Raw genomic sequence first — 18,323 nt, 5'->3', positions numbered from 1 at the left:
CATGCACGCTCTCACGACTCAGGCACTGTGCAACGCACGTGTGCTCACCGACAACGGATTGCAGGACGGCCTGGTCGTGGTGCTGGCTGGCACGCAGATCCAGGCGATCGTGCCGGCCGACGATGCGCGCGTTACGCAGGCCGACTCGCGCGTGGATCTGGGTGGCGCCAGCCTGTTGCCGGGCTTTATCGACATCCAGGTCAACGGCGGCGGCGGCGTGTTGTTCAACAACGCACGCGACCCGCAGGCACTGGCCACGATCGCCGCCGCGCATCGTCGCTTCGGCACCACCGGCATGCTGCCGACCTTGATCAGCGACACTGCCGAGGTGATGGCCGAAGCGATCGATGCCACTCGCCAGGCCATCGCGCAAGGCGTACCCGGCGTACTCGGCATCCATCTGGAGGGCCCGTACCTGAGTCCTGCGCGCAAGGGCACGCACGACGCGGACAAGTTCCGCGTGCCGGACGCGCACGAGATTGCCGTCGATACCTCATTGGACAACGGCGTCACCCTGATCACGCTCGCACCCGAGCGCGTGCCGCTGGACGATATTGCTGCCTTCGTTGCCGGCGGCGCGCTCGTGTTCGCCGGCCACACTGCGGCCACCTACGAGCAGGCCCGCGATGGCATTGCCGCCGGCGTCAGTGGCTTCACTCACGTGTACAACGCGATGTCGCAGCTGGCTGGCCGCGAACCCAATGCGGTGGGCGCGGCACTGGAAGACCCGACGGTTTGGTGCGGCGTCATCGTCGACGGCGTGCACGTGCATCCGGCCAGCTTGCGTGTGGCGCTCGCGGCCAAACCACGCGGCAAGCTGCTGCTGGTCACCGACGCCATGCCGATGGTCGGCAGCGAAAGCGCCAGCTTCGACCTCTACGGCGAAACCATCACCGCCGTGGACGGCGTGGTGCGAAATGCCGATGGTGCACTGGCCGGCTCCGCATTGGACATGGCCACCGCCGTGCGCAACAGCGTGCGCTGGCTGGGCGTGGACCTGGCCGAAGCCGCGCGCATGGCTTCCACCTATCCCGCGCAATGCATTGGCCTGGGCGAACGCCTGGGGCGCATCGCACCCGGCTACCAAGCCGATCTGGTGCTGGTGGATGACGATGTGCAGGTGTTGAGTACGTGGGTGGCTGGTCAGCGCGACTAAGCGCCGCCGCCCACACGGCTGCGTCGCCGCAGCGGAACGCGGCCGGTGCTCGAAGCGGCATTACCACCGGTCCGCTGCCGCTTCCGTGCGCTGACCGTGCCCAAGCCACCGCTGCTTGCGACCTTTCTTGGCCGGCCGAGGCATCGGGGGCGCCGCATTGCGTGATGCGGCGCGTGCGTTGTGTTTGATCCTTGAAATGCAGGGGCATGCAGCGGCTGATGCATCGAGTCGTCGCATGTCGTAAGCTTCGCCTTCCCCCAACAAACGTGCTCGTTGCCGTCGGCACGTGATGTGTCAGCGTTGTGCCGGGCCGACTGGGCTGCGCCGGACGCTGGCGCCGTCCAGGCCCCGCGGCAGCGATGAAACCAGTCCTGCGGTGGTGAGGCTGTTGTCTGACCGGACACGCGCAGCTGGCGACCTGCTATCGGACGACAGCGCAGCGTTCCAACCTGCGCAAGTTGTATGCGCATCATCCACGCGCGCAGCGCAGCACACTTCGCGTGCGCAGGCGCTTTGCATCGCAACATTCGGGTGCGCCACCTTGTGCGAATGGGGCGTAGGGCGCAGTGGTCTGCATCGACGCCAAGGGCAGTGAGACAACGATCACGCCATCATCCCGATATCTGCAGGGAGGGCGTTGTTTAGCGCATAAAAATGGACGTATGCAGCAACAGGTTGACACTGCAAGCCACGGAAGGCACCTTCGCTGGTAACGTTCTCAGCGAAGAACATCTGCTCGACGTTCGAGAGGACGATAACCGGCCGTGGTTCCAGCGGTCCGGCTTTTACCCGCATGTCGTCATGCAATGCGGGTGGCTGTTCGTATCCGGCACAGGGGACGGATCACGGGCATGGCACGCGCGTCGCGCGCCGTCGTGCAACCAGACGGTTGCCATCCGACATCAGTGATGAGGTCCACGCAATGCTGTTTTCCCGTCTGTTCGCGTTGTCCCCTTGTGTTCCGGTATCTGCGTCCGTCAACCCACTGCGCCGCTCACCATTGAGTGCGGCTGTCAGGCGTCTGCTCCTAGGTGGCGCCAGTTTGGCCTGCGTCGCAAGCCTTCCCGCAGTTGCGCAGGAGCAGCCCGCACCCGCGCAGCAACAGACACCGCCACCAACCAATCCCTCGGTTTCCACCCTGGACGAAATCAAGGTGGTGGGTTACCAGGCCAGCCTGGGCAAGGCGCTCAACGTCAAGCGCAACGCCGATGCGATCGTCGATGCGATCAGCGCCGAAGACATCGGCAAGTTTCCCGATACCAATGTTGCCGAATCGCTGTCGCGCTTGTCCGGTATCACCGTGGACCGGCAGTTCGGCGAAGGCGAGAAAGTCAGCATCCTGGGCACCGATCCGGCGCTCAACCGTGTGTTGCTCAACGGCCAGACCATTGCATCGACCAGTTGGGGCGGCGACCCCAACGACCCGGACAGCCGCTCGTTCAACTACAGCACCCTGGCGCCGGAAGTGGTCGGCTTGATGGAGGTCTATAAGACGCCCGAAGCGCGCATCGACGAGGGTTCCATCGGCGGCACCGTGATCGTGCATACGCGCAAACCGCTGGATCTGGATCGCAATACGCTCACCGGGACCGTGAGCTATGGCTACAACGATCGCTCCGACGAAGGCAAGCCGAATGCCTCGGCGCTGTATAGCTGGAAGAATCAGGACCAAACCCTGGGCGTGCTTACCTCGGTGATGCATTCGCAGCGTGTCCTGCGCCGCGACGGGGTTGAAATTTTCGGCTACGACAATGTGCAGGGCGCCGGGTTTCCGCCGGGTGTGGTCGGCAACAACACCGGCGTGTTTCCAACGTCGATCAACACGGCGTTGTTCCAGCAAACACGCAAGCGCGACGGTGTCAGCGCGGCGCTGCAGTGGAAGCCGGACAGCGATTTCGAGCTCAATCTGACTGGCTTGTATGTCAAGGAAAGCTTCGATAACTACAACCAGAGCCGCTACGGTTACTGGGGCTCGACGCCGGGCGATGCGCAGGCCTTGGGCTTCGAGAACGGTGTCGCCACCTCGGGTACCTTCGGCGACCAGTCCAACACCTATCTCGACGGCTATCTGCGCAATAGCCAGGTCAGCACCGGCAGCATCCACCTGCGCACCGACTGGCATGGCGATGGGTGGAACGCCTCCAGCCAGGTGGGTTACACCAGTTCGCAAGGCGGCGCCGAGCGTATCTACGGCATCCAGTTCCGCAATCTGGCCGGCTACAGCTACGCCATCGACGGGCGCCGTACCGCGATGGACTACAGCACCGATCCCACCAATGCGGCAGCGATGCAGATCAACAACGCCTCGGCCAGTCACAGCCCGCAGTACGACAAGGAGCGCTATCTGCAGCTGGACTTCGATCATGCGGTGGAGTGGGGGCCGTTTACGCAGATCCTCACCGGCATCAAGCTCACCAATCACGCCACCGGGCAATCGTCCTACAGCCGTACCTGGACCCCGAACGATGGCAGCACGCTGGCGGCATTCTCGCCGGGCACCACGCCGTCGGGCTATCTGGATGGGCTGTCGACCAGCGCCGACATGCAACGCTGGTCGACCATCGACAGCGGTGCGATCAGCCGGTATATCAGCGGACTGGAAGGCGACGACGGTCTGCCGATCAGCTATGCCGGCAACTACAGCATCGAGGAGCAGAACCGTGCATGGTTCCTGCAAGGCAACTTCTCCGGCGAGCGGTATCGCGGCAACATCGGCGTGCGCTATGTGCATTCACGCGATTCAACGGATGGCTTCAGCTATGCGCCGGGCGGCGGTTACACGCCGGTCAACTTTCTCAGCAGCTACGGCAAATGGTTGCCTTCGTTCAATGTCGCCTACGACCTGCGCGACGACCTGATGCTGCGGTTTGCCGCCTCCAAAGTGATCGCGCGGCCGCGCTACACCAACATGACGCCGTACGTGGCCACCGACGACACCACGCTGACGGCGTCGACCGGCAACCCAGGACTGAGCCCGTACGAATCGACCAACCTCGGTGCATCGCTGGAGTGGTATTTCTCCGACAGCAGCCTGCTCAGTAGCGAATTCTTCTCGCGCGACATCTCCAACTACATCCTGACCACGGTGCAGGAGCGTGTCTTCTTCAATAACGCCACCGGCGGCTCGAGCACCTACCAGACATCGGTGCCTACCAACGCCGGCGATGCCAAGGTGCGCGGTGTCGCGCTCAATCTGCAGCACAATTTCGGCAATGGCTTCGGCGTGGTGGCCAACTACCCTATTCCGATTCCAAGACCGACGGCGATTACAGCCTTCCGTACAACTCGCGCAATGCCTACAACATCAGCCCGTACTACGAACAAGGCAAGTGGAGTGCGCGGGTGAATCTGGGTTGGCGCTCGGAATACTTCACCCAGATTGGCCGGCTCAACGGGCAGCAGATGACCGACGCGTTTACGCAAGTCGATGCGTCATTCGGCTACCAGGCCACCGAGCGACTGCGCGTGGCGCTGGAAGCCACCAATTTGCTGGACGAAACCTACTTCAGCTACATCGGCAACAAGAACCAGCCGTACTACATCTACAAGAACGGTCGCTCTTTCATGTTGAGCCTGAGTTTCAAGCTGTAATGCCTGGCCAGGGCGGCTGCGTTGTGCAGCCGCCTTCATCTCGTGGCGAGTTCCTGGCTTTGAATGGCAGGTTCCGGCAGCCGTGCGGTTCGCTGCAATGTCGCTCTTTCTAACGTTTCCGCATTCCGTTGCATGCAGAAAACGGTGCGCACGAGACGTCGCTATGCACCGATGTTTCGCGCTGCTGCAATCGCGGCAATACGCGCCTTCGTCAGTGCCTCGCCGATCTGCGGCCCTTGCAGACCCTCGGCCGCCAGATCCCGCGCATTGATCGCCAGTGCCGCGGCATGGAGCCGTTCGAGTGCTTCGCCCTGCGGGTACGCGGCCTCTTCACTGCCCAGACGGCCACGCTTGTCGGCTTCGCAGACCAGTGCCAGCTGCGCGATACGCTCCGGCCGGCGAAACGCATCGCAGCGCACCAGCAGCTCGTGCAGCGTGCGGTCGCGGAGCTCGGCCAGGCGATGGACATTCAAGTGCTCGCGGCAGGCGATGATGGCAAGTTGCCGAAAGTCCTGCGGCACCTTGAGCCGCTCGCACAGCGCCTGCAATGGCGCGACGCCGCGTTGCTCGTGCATGACATGGCGCGGCCATTGCTCTTGCGGCGTGAGCGCCTTACCCAGGTCGTGGGTCAGTGCAGCAAAGCCCACCAGCGCATCGCCGGGCGCGAGACGCGCGGCCATATCGCTGACCATTTCCTGGTGAATGCCGGTATCGACCTCCGGATGGAATTCGGCGCGCTGCGGCACGCCGTACAGCGCATCGACTTCCGGCAGGATAACGCGCAGCGCATCGGTGTCGTGCAGCGTGCGCAGGAACGCCGAGGGCTGCGCGCAGCTCAATGCGCGGCGCAGCTCCTGCCACACGCGCTCCGGTACCAGGCTGTCGAGTTCGCCACTGGCGGCCATGTCCCGCATCAGTGCCGCAGTTTCAGGCGCGAGAGTGAATCCCAGCGGTGCCAGCCGCGCCATGAAGCGCGCGGCACGCAACACGCGCACAGGATCTTCGATGAACGCCGGGCCGACGTGCCGTAATACGCGCGCCTGCAGGTCACGCGCACCGTTGTACGGGTCGAACAATTGGCCGGTGTCCTCATCGCGCGCGATTGCGTTGATGGTGAAGTCCCGGCGCAGCAGGTCTTCTTCCAGTGTCACCGATGGGTCGGCATCCACCACGAAGCCGCGATATCCACGGCCGGATTTGCGCTCGGTACGCGCCAGTGCGTATTCCTCGCCACTGCGCGGGTGCACAAACACGGGGAAATCCTTGCCGACCGGCTTGAACCCCTGCGCTTCCATCTGCGCCTGATCTGCGCCAACCACCACCCAGTCGCGGTCGCCAGCCGGCTGGTCAAGCAATGCATCGCGGACTGCGCCGCCAACGAGGTAGATCTTCATCAGCGCATGATGCCCGAGCCATCATGTACCTGTCTCTGCGGTGTCCTCGCCGCTTGCGGGACCATTGGCGGTGGCTGCCGCCAACGCGCTCATGGACGAGTTCACGGTAAATGCCGAGGTGGCAGGAGCACCTCACGCTCGAACCAGAAGAGTCACCGGCGCGCAGGTGCATCGCCGGCGATGTAGTAGTCGGCAGTACTGCGCGGTAAGGGCGCGCGACCGCGCATGCGGTCGGCGATTTTCTCGGCAATCATGATGGTGGTGGCGTTGAGGTTGCCAGTGATGATGCGCGGCATGATCGAGGCGTCGATCACGCGCAGACCCTCCATGCCGTGCACCCGGCCCTGGCCGTCGACAACTGCCATGTCGTCGGTGCCCATCGCGCAGGAGCAGGAGGGGTGATAGGCGGTTTCTGCGCGAGAGCGGACGAATGCGTCCAGCTCCGCATCGGTCTTGCAGTCCGCACTGGGGCTGATCTCGCGGCCGCGATACGCGTCGAGTGCGGGCTGGGCGATGATCTCGCGGGTGATGCGGATCGCATCGCGGAATTCCTGCCAGTCCTGGTCGGTGGATTGGTAGTTGAACAGGATCGAAGGATGCTGGCGCGGGTCGCGCGATCTGGCGTGCACCCGCCCGCGGCTGGGTGTGCGCATCGAGCCGACGTGCGCTTGAAAGCCGTGCTCCTTGACCGCATTGCTGCCGTTGTAATTGATGGCAACCGGAAGGAAGTGGTACTGGATGTTGGGCCAGTCGAATTCCTCGCGCGTGCGGATGAAGCCGCCGGCTTCGAACTGATTGCTGGCACCGGTGCCCGTACCGGCGAACAGCCATTGCGCACCGATGGCCGGTTGGTTCCACCACTGCAATGCCGGATACAAGGACACCGGCTTGGTGCATGCGTACTGGATATACACCTCCAGGTGGTCCTGCAGGTTCTGGCCGACACCGGGCAGGTCGTGCACCAGCTGCACATCGAGTGCGCGCAGCAGACCGGGTGCGCCCACGCCGGAGCGTTGCAACAGCTGCGGCGAGGCGATCGCACCCGCGCACACCAGCACTTCGCGGCGTGCATGCGCATCGATTCCTTCGCTTCTGTGACCCACCAGGTAATGCACGCCGATGGCGCGCTTGCCTGCAAACAAAATGCGATCGGTGGTGGCGTGGGTGACGATATGCAGGCCATCGCGCGGCTTGGCCATGTCCAGGTAGCCGCGCGCAGTGCTGGCGCGGCGCCCGCGTGGTGTCACCGTGCGGTCCATCGGTCCGAAGCCTTCCTGCTGGTAGCCGTTGAGATCGTCGGTGCGCGGATAGCCCGCCTGTACGCCTGCCTCGACCATGGCATGGAACAACACGTTATTGTCGTTCTTCGGCGTTGCCACGCTGACCGGGCCGTCGCCACCGTGATAGTCGTTGGCGCCGATATCACGCGTCTCTGCCTTGCGGAAGTACGGAAGGACATCGCGGTAGCTCCAGTCCTCCAGGCCGGGGCGCTTGGCCCAATGATCGAAGTCGAGCGCATTGCCGCGGATGTAGCACATGCCATTGATCAGCGATGAACCGCCCAGGCCCTTGCCGCGACCGCACTCCATGCGCCGGTTGTCCATGTAAGGTTCCGGCTCGGTTTCATAGGCCCAGTTGTAGCGGCGGCCCTGCAATGGAAAGGCCAATGCTGCCGGCATCTGCGTCCGGAAATCCAGCCGGTAATCCGGCCCGCCCGCTTCGAGCAGTAGCACGGTCACGCCGGGATCTTCGGTCAGGCGTGCCGCCAGCACGTTGCCTGCCGAGCCGGCGCCGATGATGATGTAGTCGTATTCGCGTTGCATGGTGTTCTCCTGATGCGGTAACGGTGCGGTGGCGATCGAGGTGGATGGCGCAGACGCAGGCGTGCGCGCGGGGGGCGATCGCGGCGCGTCGCTGCCGCCGCGCTTGCGTGCGCCGGCTCCCCGCCGTCAGAACACCGACGCGTAACGTTCCAGTTCGATCTGGACCGATTTGGTGCGCGTGTAGGCCTGCAAGGTCGCCAGGCCGTTTTCGCGCCCCACGCCGGACTGCTTGTAGCCGCCCACCGGCATCGGGGCCGGCGACTCGCCCCAGGTGTTGACCCAGCAGATACCCGCTTCCAGGCGATGGATCAGCCGGTGTGCACGCGCCAGATCCGGTGTGACCACGCCTGCAGCCAGCCCATACGTGGTGGCGTTGGCACGCGTCACTGCTTCGTCTTCGTCGTCGTAGGTGAGCAGGCTCAGGACCGGTCCGAAGATTTCCTCGCGCACGATGGTCATCACATCGGTGCAATCGCTGAAGATGGTCGGCGCCACGTAATAGCCTTGCGCCAGTGCGCCATCCTGCAGACGCTCGCCGCCGCACAGCAGACGTGCGCCTTCTGCCTTGCCCTGTTCGATATGCTCCAGCACGCGCTGCATATGCGCGGCGCTGACCAGCGGACCGAAGGTGGTGCGCTCGTCGAGCGGGTCGCCGATATGGATCCGTTGCACGCGGGCCAGCAGGCGCGCTTCGAATGCGTGACGCAAGGCGCGCGGCACGAACACGCGCGTGCCGTTGGTGCACACCTGCCCGGAGCTGTAGAAGTTGGCCATCATGGCGATGTCGGCCGCCAGGTCCAGATCGGCATCGGCGCAGACAATCAGCGGCGACTTGCCGCCCAGTTCCATGGTCACCTCCTTCAGCGACGAACTCGATGCGCTGGCCATCACCTTGCGGCCGGTGGCGGTGCCGCCGGTGAAACTGATCTTTTCGATCTGCGGATGCTCGGTGAGCGCAGTGCCCACGCTGGCGCCATCGCCGGGCAGCACGTTGAACACCCCATCGGGCAGGCCGGCCTCGGTAAAGATTTCGGCCAGTTTCAGCGCGGTGAGCGGGGTGACTTCGCTGGGTTTGAAGATCATCGCGTTACCGGCGGCCAAAGCGGGCGCGGCTTTCCATAGTGCGATCTGGATGGGGTAATTCCACGCGCCGATCGCACCCACCACGCCCAGCGGTTCGTGGCGCGTGTAGAAGAAACTGCCTTCGCGCAGGGGCACTTGCGCACCCTGCAGCGCCTGCGCCACGCCAGCGTAATACTCCAGTACGTCGGCGCCGGTGACCACATCGACGCTGCGTGTTTCGCTCAGCGGCTTGCCGGTGTTGAGCGTTTCCAATTCGGCCAGCGCATCGTTACGTTCGCGCAGCAACGCCACCGCACGCAGCAGAATGCGCGAGCGCTCCACCGTCGTAAGGGCTGCCCATCGTTGCTGGCCTGCCTTCGCGCTATCGACGGCGGCGTCCAGATCGTCGGCGCCGGCGTTGTGCACGTTGGCCAGCACCTCGCCGGTTGCGGGGTTGACCACTTCGAACGTGTGGCCGCCGCGGGCGGGAACATAACGGCCGCCGATATACAGCAACCGGTCGGGGAAACGTGGCATGACAAACCTCCTGTGGGACGGTCGCCGCAGCGACGCACCTTTAGCGGGTGAGATGCAGGAACTGCAGGTGACGTTCGTATTGATCGATGATGTCGTTGATGATCTGTTCGCGGCTGTAGCCCACCAGGTCGTAGTCCTGGCTGCCTTCGTACAGGTAGACCTCGGCGCGGTAGTAGCGCTGGTTGCGGAAGCGCTGCGCGGCAAACGACGGAGTGAGATACCCACGCATCACGATTTGATAGCGGAAACCCTGCTGTTCGCCGTGATCGACGCTGATTTCCATGTCGCCGTCGTCGATGCGGCTGCTTACCTTCCAACCTTCCTCTTGCAGCTGTGCGGTGACCGCTTCGATGGCCGGGCGCACCTGGTCGTGCATGAAGCGATACACCTCATCGCGCGCCGGGAAGTGCATCGCCTGGCCCAACCGCTGACGCCAGCCGCCGTGGTGGCGTGATTGCCCGATCAACGGGCTGGGGCTGTAAAGCTGCGCGCGTTTGCGCTGCGATTCTTCGCTGAGTGCGCGCGACAGGCCCCAGGCCATCAGCAGCAGCACTGCAGAGAATGGCAGCGAGGCCAGCACCACCGCCGATTTCAGTGCGTCCATGCTGCCGGCCAGCAACAAGCCTGCCGTGACCACGGCAGTGAGTACGCCCCAGAACACACGCAGCCAGCGCGGGCCATCGTCGTGCGGTTCGCCGCCGTGAGAGGAGAGCGTGGACAACACCACCGTGCCGGAATCGGCGGAGGTCACGAAGAACACGAAACTGATCGCCACCGTGACCGTGATGACCGTGCGGCTCCACGGGTAACTCTGCAGCAACGCATACAGCACGGTCTGCGGCGCGTCGATGGCCTGCTGCGCCCACGTTGCCTGGCCGTGATGCAGCAGCTGATCCAGCGCGCTGTTGCCGAAGATCGACAGCCATGCCAGCGTAAACCCGAGCGGGATCAGCAACACCCCCAGCACGAATTCGCGAATGGTCCGGCCGCGCGAGATGCGCGCGATGAACAGCCCGACGAAGGGCGCCCAACCGATCCACCAGGCCCAATAGAACACCGTCCAGTTGCCCAGCCAATCGGCGCGGCCACCATAGGCATATACGTCGAAACTCTTGTTCACCACGCTGCCCAGGTAGTCGCCCAGGTTTTGCATCAGCGCATTGAGCAGGTACTGCGTCGGGCCGGCGAACAGCATGAACAACAGCAGCGCCATGGCCAGGAGCATGTTGATGTCCGACATCCAGCGCACGCCTTTTTCGACGCCGGAGACCGCCACCACAATGGCCGCGCCCATCATCGCCACGATCAGCGCCACCTGCACCCAGTGCGTATGCGGCACGTCCATCAAGGTGGTCAGGCCGGCGTTGAGATGCAGCACGCCAAAGCCCATGTCCGCGCCCAGGCCGAACACGGTGGCCACGATGCCCAGCGCATCCACGGTGTAGCCGATCGGCCCGTTGATGCGTTTGCCGATCAGCGGATACAACGCCGAGCGCAGCGCCAGCGGCAGGTTGTGGCGGAAGGCGAAGTACGCCAGCGCCATGGCCGTCAGCGCGAACACGCCCCAACCATGCAGGCCCCAATGCAGGAACAGCACCTGCATCGCCTGGCGCGCGGACGCTTCGCCACTGCCGGTACCACCCTGGGGCGGTTGCAGATAATGCGTCAACGGCTCGGAGACGCAGAAGAAGAACAGCGTGATGCTGATGCCCGCGGCGAACAGCATGCCAGCCCAGGAGAGGTAACTGAATTCCGGCTCGTCGTGATCGGCGCCGAGTTTGATGTTGCCGTAGCTGGACAGGGCCGTGGCTAGCACGAACACCAGATACAGCGTCATCGCCAGCAGGTAGTACCAGCCGACATTGCGCGACGCCCAGGTCTGCGCATCCAGCAGCACACGTCCTGATTTCAGCGGGAACAACGACACCAGCAAGGCAAACGTGCACACGACAGTGGCTGCCAGCACGAACACCGGGCGCAGGGTGCGTACCGGCAAGGTGTGCGGCGCTGTCGCACTCATGGCGACACACTCATACGCTGCATATCACGTGCTGCGCTCCCAACGAAAAACCGCCTGCGTTATCGCACAGGCGGTGTCGAGGGGACGTCAGCGGTCGAGTTCGCCAATGCGAACCGGTCATCACTTTTCCGGTTGTTCAGAGCGGCCAACAACACGTAGTGAGCAGTCGTTAGGTAGGTGTGGGCGGTGCGCTCAGAACCGGAGTGGCCGAGTGGTACAAGCCGATTACAGCATCGGCCGCGCCCCGCCTGGCGGCTGCGCAGGAGTTCTGTTGGCCGCTCTTAACGCAGCAATTGCTTTGGTACGCGGATATCCATCCCCACTGCCAGATGATCTGAAAACGCGGCCGGAATCGCTTCGGTATGTTCGATCACCAGGCTGTCGCTGACCAGGATGTGGTCGATCGCCCGGTCCGGACGCCAACTGGGAAAGGTGTGCACGTCGCAGCTCGGCGGTTGCAGACGGGTATGGCGATAGAGCGACTGCATCTCCGGTCGATCGGCCATGCAATTGAAATCGCCCATCAACATCGCGTTGGGATGGTCGGACAACAGTTCGGCGATGAAGGCCAGCTGCGCCATGCGCGAATTGGCGCCCAGCGACAGGTGCGCCACCGCCACGGCCAGGCCATCGCGGCCCTCACCGAATTTCGCCAGCAGGATGCCGCGTCCGCCGATGCGGCCGGGCAGGGCATGGTCCTGTACTTCCACCGGTTCGAGCTTGCTCAGCAAACCGTTGGCGCTGGAGGCCACCCCACCCATGCGACGGTTGGGTTGGTGGCTCCAGTAATCGAAACCGGCGCGCTCGGCCAGATAGTGGGTCTGGTTGGTGAAACCCGAGCGCAGGCTGCCGGGGTCGGCCTCCTGCAGGCCGACGATGTCGCGTTCGCCCACCAGCTTAGCGATGCTGTCCAGGCTGGTGCGCTTGCTGCCCAGCGGCAACGCGTGCGACCAGCTACGCGTCACATAGTCGCTGTAACGGCGGGTGCTGGAGCCAGCCTGGATGTTGGCGGTCAGCACCCGCAGGGTGCGCGAGTCCGAAGCGTTCACGACGTTGCGTTCGCGCGACTCACTTGGCCAGCGTGGCGCGTTCGCGCGCGATCAGGTGATCGGCAATGCGCAGCATGTCCGGGAAGCTCTGGCCCTTGACCAGATACTTGCCGTTGACGATCAGCGACGGGGTGCCGGTGATCTTGCTACGGGTGGCGAACTGCTTGGCGCGGTTGGTCTTGGCCGAGACGCCGAAGCTGCTCATGGTGTCGACGAAGGTCTTCTGGTCCACGCCGTACTTGGCGTAGAACGCGGCGATGTCCTGCACCGAATCCTTGCCACGCTCGCCCTTGAGGGTCTGGTCGACGTGGATGGCCTTGTACAAGGCTTCATGGGTCTTTTCCTGCACGCCCAGCGTTTCGGCAGCATAGAAGGCGCGGCCGTAGTCATCCCACGGGCCACCGAACATGGCCGGCACATAGACGAAATGCACGTCCGACGGCAGACCCGCCTTCCATGGCCCGATCAGCGGCTGGAACGCGTTGCAGGCAGGGCAGACGTAGCCGAAGACTTCGGCCACTTCGATCTTGCCGGCGGCCTGCTGATAGGGCTGGCCACCGTCGATGTCCAGATAATCGGTGCCGGCGACCGGCTCGGGGCCATTGGGCGCGCGCGGGGCAGCGCTGGGCGCGGCAGGCGGCGGAGTGGTGGCGCTTTCGCCGACTGCAGGCGGAGCGGCGGGGTCTGCGGCCGGGGTAGCGGCAGCAGGGGCGGGCGCCGTTTCGGCAGCTGGGGTGGTGGCGGCAGGTGCGGTATCGGACGAACCGTCCTGTGCCTTGCAGGCGACCAGGATCGGCAACAGCGCCATCAGCGTCAGGGCGAAGCGGGTCTTCATCGGATTGGATCTCCAGCGTGGGGCGAGAAAAGGGCCGGACGGCCGCGGGGCGCATGATGCCACGCGCGGCCGTCGCTGGCGGTTATGCGGTTCAGCGCTTGGCCGGCGCGGCGTGCTCGCGGGCGATCAGGTAGTCGGCAATGCGCAGCATGTCCGGGTAATTGCGTGCGCCGATCAGGTAGCGGCCGTTGACGATGATGGCCGGAGTGCCGGGGATCTTGCTGCGCAGCGCGAACTCGCGCGCGGCCTTGAGCTTGGCATCCACCGCCTCGCTCTTGTAGGTCTCGATGAAACGCTGCTGCGGAATGCCGTAACTGGCGTAGAACGCGGCCAGTTCTTCCGGCGCCACGTTCTGGGTGGGCACGGTCTGCTTTTCATGGATGGCGTCGAACATGGCGCGGTGACTGCGCTTGGCTACGCCCAGGATGTCGGCGGCGAAGTAGGCGCGTGCAAACGCGTCCCAGAAGCCACCAAAGGCCGCCGGCACCGGGGTGAAGCGCACATACGCCGGCTGCTTGGCCACCCAGGCTTCCAGCACCGGTTCGAAATGCGCGCAGTGCGGACAGGTGTAGCCGAAGACTTCGGTCACTTCGACCTTGCCGGCCAGCGGGGCGTACGGCTGGCCGCCGTCGATCAGGGTGTAGTCCTCGCCTTCGACCGGCGGGGCTTTCTTGTCGGCGGCGCAGGCCACCAGCGGCAACAGCAACAACAACAGCAGGGGCAGACGGGAAAGCAATTTCATGCGGGCTCCGTGGGGGGGCGAGGGGCGAGCGGTAAACGACGACGCCGGTCGCGGGACCGGCGTCGTGAAGCGGTGTTACGACGGCAGGGATCAGCTCACGAACGTGCGGGCGCTCCTGCAGGCGGCTGCGCCGCTGCTGCGTCATCGGCACGATCATGCAGGCCTTGCAGGTAGCTGGCCAGCGCCTGGATCTCCTGCTCGGTCAGCGGATGCGCCACCTGCGCCATGATATTGAACAGCGCCGGATTGCGCTCCTGGGTGGTGCCGGCCTGGTACTCCTTCAGGCGTCGCGCCACGTACTCGGCGTGCTGTCCGCCCAGGCGCGGATAGGCCGGGCCCGGATTGCCGCCACCGGACGGCCCATGGCAGGCCATGCAGGCCGGCACGCCGCGGGCGATGTCGCCGCCGCGGTAGAGCTTTTCGCCGACCTCGTAGAACTTCATGCCCTGGTAGGGGCCCTCGGCGATCGCCGCGTCGTCGGCGACGCCGGCAGAGGCCTTCTGGGTGGCGAAATAGGCGCCCAGATCGCGCATGTCCTGTGCGGTGAGGTCCTTGACGAAGGGCACCATCACCGCCGACATGCCGGTGTTGCGCTCGCCGCTGGCAATCAGCGCCACCTGGTGCGCCACGTAGCGCTCGGTCTGCCCGGCAATGCGCGGGTACATCGCCACTGCCGGATTGCCGTCCGGCCCATGGCAGGCTGCGCAGGCAGCTGCCTTGGTCTGGCCGGCCTTGGCATCTCCCCAGGTGGTCTTGGCCAGGTCCACCTCCAGCGGCGCAACGCGCACCGGCGGCGGATCGGGAATCGGCGTGACTGCCGATTGCGCAAACGCCACGGCCGCAATGACCGGGACGGCGAGGGCGGCGAGGACGGCGAGGACTAGCACACGAGCATGGCGCATCAGCTAAAGCTCCGTATGGACCCGGCCCGCGCGCGTTGGGTACTGGCAGTGGCAGGCGTGCTTCGATTATCGACACGCCTTTGCGTCAGGGTCAACGAACAGTGCAGCAAAACTGCCAGGCCCGAACGTGCGATCCTAAGGGGATGTCGCTCCTCATCGAACAAGCCCGCTACCACCTGTCCGCCCACAACGCCCGGCAATTGCCCGACGATGGCGGCTACGAGGTGGCCTTTGCCGGCCGCTCCAACGCCGGAAAATCCAGCGCGCTCAATGCGCTGACCCGCCAGAACGCGCTGGCGCGCGTGTCCAAGACGCCCGGCCGGACCCAGCAGCTGGTGTTCTTCCAGATCCAGCCCGAACGCTACCTGGTGGACCTGCCCGGCTATGGCTATGCCAAGGTGCCGCAGGATCTGCAGGCGCACTGGCAGGCCTTCATCGACCGCTATTTCCGCACCCGCGAGGCCTTGCGCGGGCTGGTGGTCGTGATGGATATCCGCCACCCGCTGAAGGATTACGACCTGCAGATGCTCGGTTATGCCGCCGAACGCGGCTTGCCCGCACACGGGTTGCTGACCAAGGCCGACAAGCTCGGCCGTGGCCAGCAGATGCAGACCCTGCAGAAGGTCAAGAAGGAAGTGACCTCGCGTTTTGGCGACAGCGTGACCGTGCAGACCTACTCCGGCGAATCGCGCCAGGGCGTGGACGAACTGCGCGGAATCGTCGGTGGCTGGCTGGGCCTGGATGGTGCACCGCCTGCAGCGGAGGGGGAACCGGGTCAGGCGCCATGACGCCCGCCCCGGCAGGCAGTTCAGGACGGCGCGCCAGGGCTCGTCGTTTTCAGTTGCGGCATCGGTCGGCAAAGGGGCCGGGCGATGCCTGGCCGGGTTGCGCCTAGGGAGCTGGCCGCCGCGACTGGCTCGCCTTGCGACCGGTCGCCGGCCAGGTTCTCATGCGCTGAACCGGCTCCATCCTCGCCGGCGCGGTCTGCGACGGTTGTCGCAGCGCATCAGGCGGCGATGCGATCTGCGCTGGCGACCTCCTTTCAAGGCGTCGCCGGCACCGGGCCGAATTCGGTCGGCACCCAGGCGAACGCGTTGCCCTCGCGGCGCACATGACCCAGGCCGGGGAATGGCAGATGCGCGCCGGCCACCCACCAGCGTCCGTCGGCTGCCTGCACCAGCAGGCGACGGCGTGAGGCGATGGCCTGGGTGCGATCGCTGTCGGCCTCGAACGACGCGTCCGGCTGGGCGAACTGCACGGCGTGATAGTGCAGGACATCGCCCCACACCAGCAGTGTGTTGCCGGCGCCGCCGTCGAAGCGATAGGACACGTGGCCGGGCGTGTGGCCCCGGCTGTCCAAAGCCGTGATGCCGGCCGGCAAGGCGGTCTTGCCGGGCTGGAAACGGCGCAGCCGACCCTGGGCCAGATAAGGCGCCACCGCGGCACGCGCCAACGGGAAGGCGAACCGCACCATCGGCATGGCATCGGCCTCCGAAGCGGGATCCAGCCAATACGCGGCATCGGCGTCGGACAGCCACACCGTGGCGTTGGGAAACGCCGGTGCGCCGTGCGCATCGAGCAGGCCGCACAGGTGATCCGGATGCGCATGGGTCAGCAACACATCGTCGACCTGGGCAGGGTCGTAACCGGCAGCGCGCAAGTGACTCAGCACCTGACCCAGGCCGGGCCCCATGCACTGCGCGGTGCCGGTGTCGACCAGGCTGAGGTGGCTGCCGTCCTGGATCAGGTATGCGTTGACTGCAGTCTGCACGCCGTTCTCGTCTTCGGGTACGTAAGCGTGCGCGAGCAGACGGTCGCGCTCGGCCGGGTCCACATTCGTCAACTCTTGCCGCGTCAATGCCACGCGACCGTCGAACAAGGCGGCCACGCGTAGGCTGCCGATACGTTGCAGGTAAAAGCCGGGAACCTGTGCGTGGGGGGAGGTGGGCGCAGCGGCGTGCGCGAGGCTGGCGCTGACGGCGAGTAACAGCGGCGCCAGCCGACGCAGGGCGGAAACGGACATGAGCAACTCCAGAGCAGGCGGCAACCGCCGCGATGTCGCCATGTTGGCGCCAGCGAGCTGCGCGCTTCGCTCATTGCGCTGCGCGAAGCGCTCGCTCCGGCGATCTAGCGGCTATTGCCGATGCTGGCCGGATCCAGTCCGTAACGCTGCTGGAACCGCTGGCTGAAGCTGCGGGTAGAGCGATAGCCGGCACGCGCGGCCACGGTCTTGAGCGGCCAGCGCGTGCTGTAGAGCAGGCCCATCGCGTGCGCCAGTCGCGCGTCGGTGATCAGTTCGCGCAGCGAGCGTTGTTCGGCGGCCAGATGGCGGCGCAAGGTGGCGCCACTGATGCCCAGGCGGTCTTCGATATCGCGCGAGCGCCACCCCCGCTGCGGTTGCGCGGCGATCAGCGCGCGTACCTGCTCGGCGATGCCTGGTGCCGGCGGCAGCAGCAGGCCGCCGTGGCCGCGACGACACACGTTGATGACCAATGCGGCCAACGCCAGGTGTGCTTCGGTGTACAGACCGTGTTGCAGCGCATCGCGCCATTGCCGCAGCGCCAACTCGAAATCGATCGCCGGCAGCCGTGCAATGTCGGCGCCGGCCTCGGGCAGCGGCTCGGTCCATAACGCGCGCTCAGCGGCCAGTGCCTGTTCGCAGAGAGGGACCACCGCGCTCATGTAGAGCCCGGTCTGCGGGTCGGGCGTATTGATCATATCGATCCGGCAACGGCGCGTAGCCAGAAACAGATCGCCCGGCAGCAGCTGCAGCGATTGCGTCGCGCTGCTCACCTGCTGGCGGCCTTGCAGCAGAATCGCGAACTGCGGCTGGGCCAGATCCACCGAGCGGGCCCCATGTTCGCGCCGCGCGCTCACGCAGGCGAAGCCTTCTGCGCGCTCGCAGTGCATCAGGCTGGTCATCTGCGCGAGCAGGGTGTCGGTGGGTGTGGGTGCAGCGGTCATGGCTGGGCGATGCTACAGGATTGCGGGTGCGCGGCCGGGGCGAACCTGGTGCATCTCCTCCCGGTGCATGCCTGCGTGCTGCAGCCCGAGGCGACGCCCGACATCCGGCGGTGCGGTCGCGCCCGTGCCTGCTGCGGCGTCGGCGACCCTGTGCGCATGGATGGAAATCTCAGACTTGGCCGATGGCGGCAATTCTTTCCATGCCCTGCGGTTATAGTGCGGGCCTTGCGGTGGCAGGGGAGTATCCC

14 protein-coding genes, 1 other RNA gene and 1 pseudogene are annotated in these 18,323 nt (G+C 65.3%); 4 read left to right on the top strand and 12 right to left on the bottom strand.

Annotated features, from left to right (window positions below; genetic code table 11):
* Nucleotide 1 precedes the first annotated feature (1 nt).
* Nucleotides 2–1,156: an N-acetylglucosamine-6-phosphate deacetylase gene (gene nagA / locus J7360_RS03325; RefSeq protein WP_007974066.1), complete on the top strand. Its 1,155-nt coding sequence runs from the start codon at nt 2–4 to the stop codon at nt 1,154–1,156.
* 603 nt (nt 1,157–1,759) lie between these two features.
* Here the strand turns inward: nagA and J7360_RS03320 are convergent.
* A complete protein-coding gene (locus J7360_RS03320) occupies nt 1,760–1,951 on the bottom strand; it encodes a hypothetical protein (RefSeq protein WP_033480895.1) in 192 nt (63 codons plus the stop codon).
* On the opposite strand from J7360_RS03320, the gene J7360_RS03315 reads away from it, so the two are divergent.
* Together J7360_RS03315 and J7360_RS21285 are read left to right on the top strand one after the other, a co-directional pair.
* Nucleotides 1,950–4,502, top strand: coding sequence for a TonB-dependent receptor (locus tag J7360_RS03315; RefSeq protein ID WP_343237335.1), 2,553 nt, complete (start codon nt 1,950–1,952; stop codon nt 4,500–4,502). The two genes, J7360_RS03320 and J7360_RS03315, sit on opposite strands and share 2 nt — an antisense overlap.
* Nucleotides 4,442–4,747, top strand: a pseudogene (locus tag J7360_RS21285) (TonB-dependent receptor); the annotation flags it as partial. The gene J7360_RS03315 and the pseudogene J7360_RS21285, both read left to right, overlap by 61 nt.
* Before the next feature lie 161 nt (nt 4,748–4,908).
* Here J7360_RS21285 and J7360_RS03310 read toward each other — a convergent pair.
* The 9 genes from J7360_RS03310 to J7360_RS03270 form a co-directional block, all read right to left on the bottom strand.
* The gene (locus J7360_RS03310; protein ID WP_007968611.1) at nt 4,909–6,141 is read right to left on the bottom strand and encodes a multifunctional CCA addition/repair protein; all 1,233 of its coding nucleotides are present in this window, start codon (nt 6,139–6,141) and stop codon (nt 4,909–4,911) included.
* A gap of 152 nt (nt 6,142–6,293) precedes the next feature.
* Nucleotides 6,294–7,964, bottom strand: a complete 1,671-nt coding sequence (betA, locus tag J7360_RS03305) for a choline dehydrogenase (protein ID WP_057663181.1) — start codon at nt 7,962–7,964, stop codon at nt 6,294–6,296.
* Between the two features lie 126 nt (nt 7,965–8,090).
* A complete protein-coding gene (gene betB / locus J7360_RS03300) occupies nt 8,091–9,563 on the bottom strand; it encodes a betaine-aldehyde dehydrogenase (protein WP_022558267.1) in 1,473 nt (490 codons plus the stop codon).
* Between the two features lie 40 nt (nt 9,564–9,603).
* Nucleotides 9,604–11,583 carry a choline BCCT transporter BetT gene (betT, locus tag J7360_RS03295; protein WP_057663184.1) on the bottom strand — a complete coding sequence of 660 codons (1,980 nt, stop codon included), beginning with the start codon at nt 11,581–11,583 and terminating at the stop codon, nt 9,604–9,606.
* 143 nt (nt 11,584–11,726) lie between these two features.
* A non-coding RNA gene (locus J7360_RS03290) (sX9 sRNA) lies at nt 11,727–11,803 on the bottom strand.
* A 61-nt stretch (nt 11,804–11,864) separates the two neighbouring features.
* Nucleotides 11,865–12,602, bottom strand: a complete 738-nt coding sequence (locus J7360_RS03285; protein ID WP_005911045.1) for an endonuclease/exonuclease/phosphatase family protein — start codon at nt 12,600–12,602, stop codon at nt 11,865–11,867.
* Between the two features lie 49 nt (nt 12,603–12,651).
* Nucleotides 12,652–13,467 carry a thiol:disulfide interchange protein DsbA/DsbL gene (locus J7360_RS03280; protein ID WP_007968619.1) on the bottom strand — a complete coding sequence of 272 codons (816 nt, stop codon included), beginning with the start codon at nt 13,465–13,467 and terminating at the stop codon, nt 12,652–12,654.
* 91 nt (nt 13,468–13,558) lie between these two features.
* Entirely contained in the window at nt 13,559–14,209 is a 651-nt protein-coding gene (locus tag J7360_RS03275) for a thiol:disulfide interchange protein DsbA/DsbL (protein WP_022558271.1), read from the bottom strand.
* Nucleotides 14,210–14,304: 95 nt separating this feature from the next.
* On the bottom strand, nt 14,305–15,111 hold the full coding sequence (locus tag J7360_RS03270) for a c-type cytochrome (protein ID WP_209033242.1): 807 nt from the start codon (nt 15,109–15,111) through the stop codon (nt 14,305–14,307).
* A 143-nt stretch (nt 15,112–15,254) separates the two neighbouring features.
* On the opposite strand from J7360_RS03270, the gene yihA reads away from it, so the two are divergent.
* On the top strand, nt 15,255–15,899 hold the full coding sequence (yihA, locus tag J7360_RS03265; RefSeq protein WP_003482606.1) for a ribosome biogenesis GTP-binding protein YihA/YsxC: 645 nt from the start codon (nt 15,255–15,257) through the stop codon (nt 15,897–15,899).
* Nucleotides 15,900–16,153: 254 nt separating this feature from the next.
* Here the strand turns inward: yihA and J7360_RS03260 are convergent, their stop codons facing one another.
* Both J7360_RS03260 and J7360_RS03255 read right to left on the bottom strand, forming a co-directional pair.
* Nucleotides 16,154–17,134: an MBL fold metallo-hydrolase gene (locus J7360_RS03260; RefSeq protein ID WP_057663191.1), complete on the bottom strand. Its 981-nt coding sequence runs from the start codon at nt 17,132–17,134 to the stop codon at nt 16,154–16,156.
* Nucleotides 17,135–17,238: 104 nt separating this feature from the next.
* Nucleotides 17,239–18,075, bottom strand: coding sequence for a helix-turn-helix transcriptional regulator (locus J7360_RS03255; RefSeq protein WP_057663194.1), 837 nt, complete (start codon nt 18,073–18,075; stop codon nt 17,239–17,241).
* Nucleotides 18,076–18,323: the final 248 nt, after the last annotated feature.

This window comes from Xanthomonas sp. D-99, assembly GCF_017746145.1.
Classification (GTDB): Bacteria; Pseudomonadota; Gammaproteobacteria; order Xanthomonadales; family Xanthomonadaceae; genus Xanthomonas; species Xanthomonas cissicola.
Note: the sequence above shows the minus strand (reverse complement) of the source record. Positions and strands in the feature narration are given on the sequence as shown.

Excerpts from the sequence above, each read along its gene's own strand:
- nagA (WP_007974066.1), top strand. The coding sequence starts at position 2 with ATGCACGCTCTCACGACTCAGGCACTGTGCAACGCACGTGTGCTCACC.
- J7360_RS03315 (WP_343237335.1), top strand. The coding sequence starts at position 1,950 with ATGTCGTCATGCAATGCGGGTGGCTGTTCGTATCCGGCACAGGGGACG.
- J7360_RS03320 (WP_033480895.1), bottom strand. The coding sequence starts at position 1,951 with ATGCGGGTAAAAGCCGGACCGCTGGAACCACGGCCGGTTATCGTCCTC.
- J7360_RS03310 (WP_007968611.1), bottom strand. The coding sequence starts at position 6,141 with ATGAAGATCTACCTCGTTGGCGGCGCAGTCCGCGATGCATTGCTTGAC.
- betA (WP_057663181.1), bottom strand. The coding sequence starts at position 7,964 with ATGCAACGCGAATACGACTACATCATCATCGGCGCCGGCTCGGCAGGC.
- betB (WP_022558267.1), bottom strand. The coding sequence starts at position 9,563 with ATGCCACGTTTCCCCGACCGGTTGCTGTATATCGGCGGCCGTTATGTT.
- betT (WP_057663184.1), bottom strand. The coding sequence starts at position 11,583 with ATGAGTGCGACAGCGCCGCACACCTTGCCGGTACGCACCCTGCGCCCG.
- J7360_RS03280 (WP_007968619.1), bottom strand. The coding sequence starts at position 13,467 with ATGAAGACCCGCTTCGCCCTGACGCTGATGGCGCTGTTGCCGATCCTG.
- J7360_RS03275 (WP_022558271.1), bottom strand. The coding sequence starts at position 14,209 with ATGAAATTGCTTTCCCGTCTGCCCCTGCTGTTGTTGTTGCTGTTGCCG.
- J7360_RS03270 (WP_209033242.1), bottom strand. The coding sequence starts at position 15,111 with ATGCGCCATGCTCGTGTGCTAGTCCTCGCCGTCCTCGCCGCCCTCGCC.
- yihA (WP_003482606.1), top strand. The coding sequence starts at position 15,255 with ATGTCGCTCCTCATCGAACAAGCCCGCTACCACCTGTCCGCCCACAAC.
- J7360_RS03260 (WP_057663191.1), bottom strand. The coding sequence starts at position 17,134 with ATGTCCGTTTCCGCCCTGCGTCGGCTGGCGCCGCTGTTACTCGCCGTC.
- J7360_RS03255 (WP_057663194.1), bottom strand. The coding sequence starts at position 18,075 with ATGACCGCTGCACCCACACCCACCGACACCCTGCTCGCGCAGATGACC.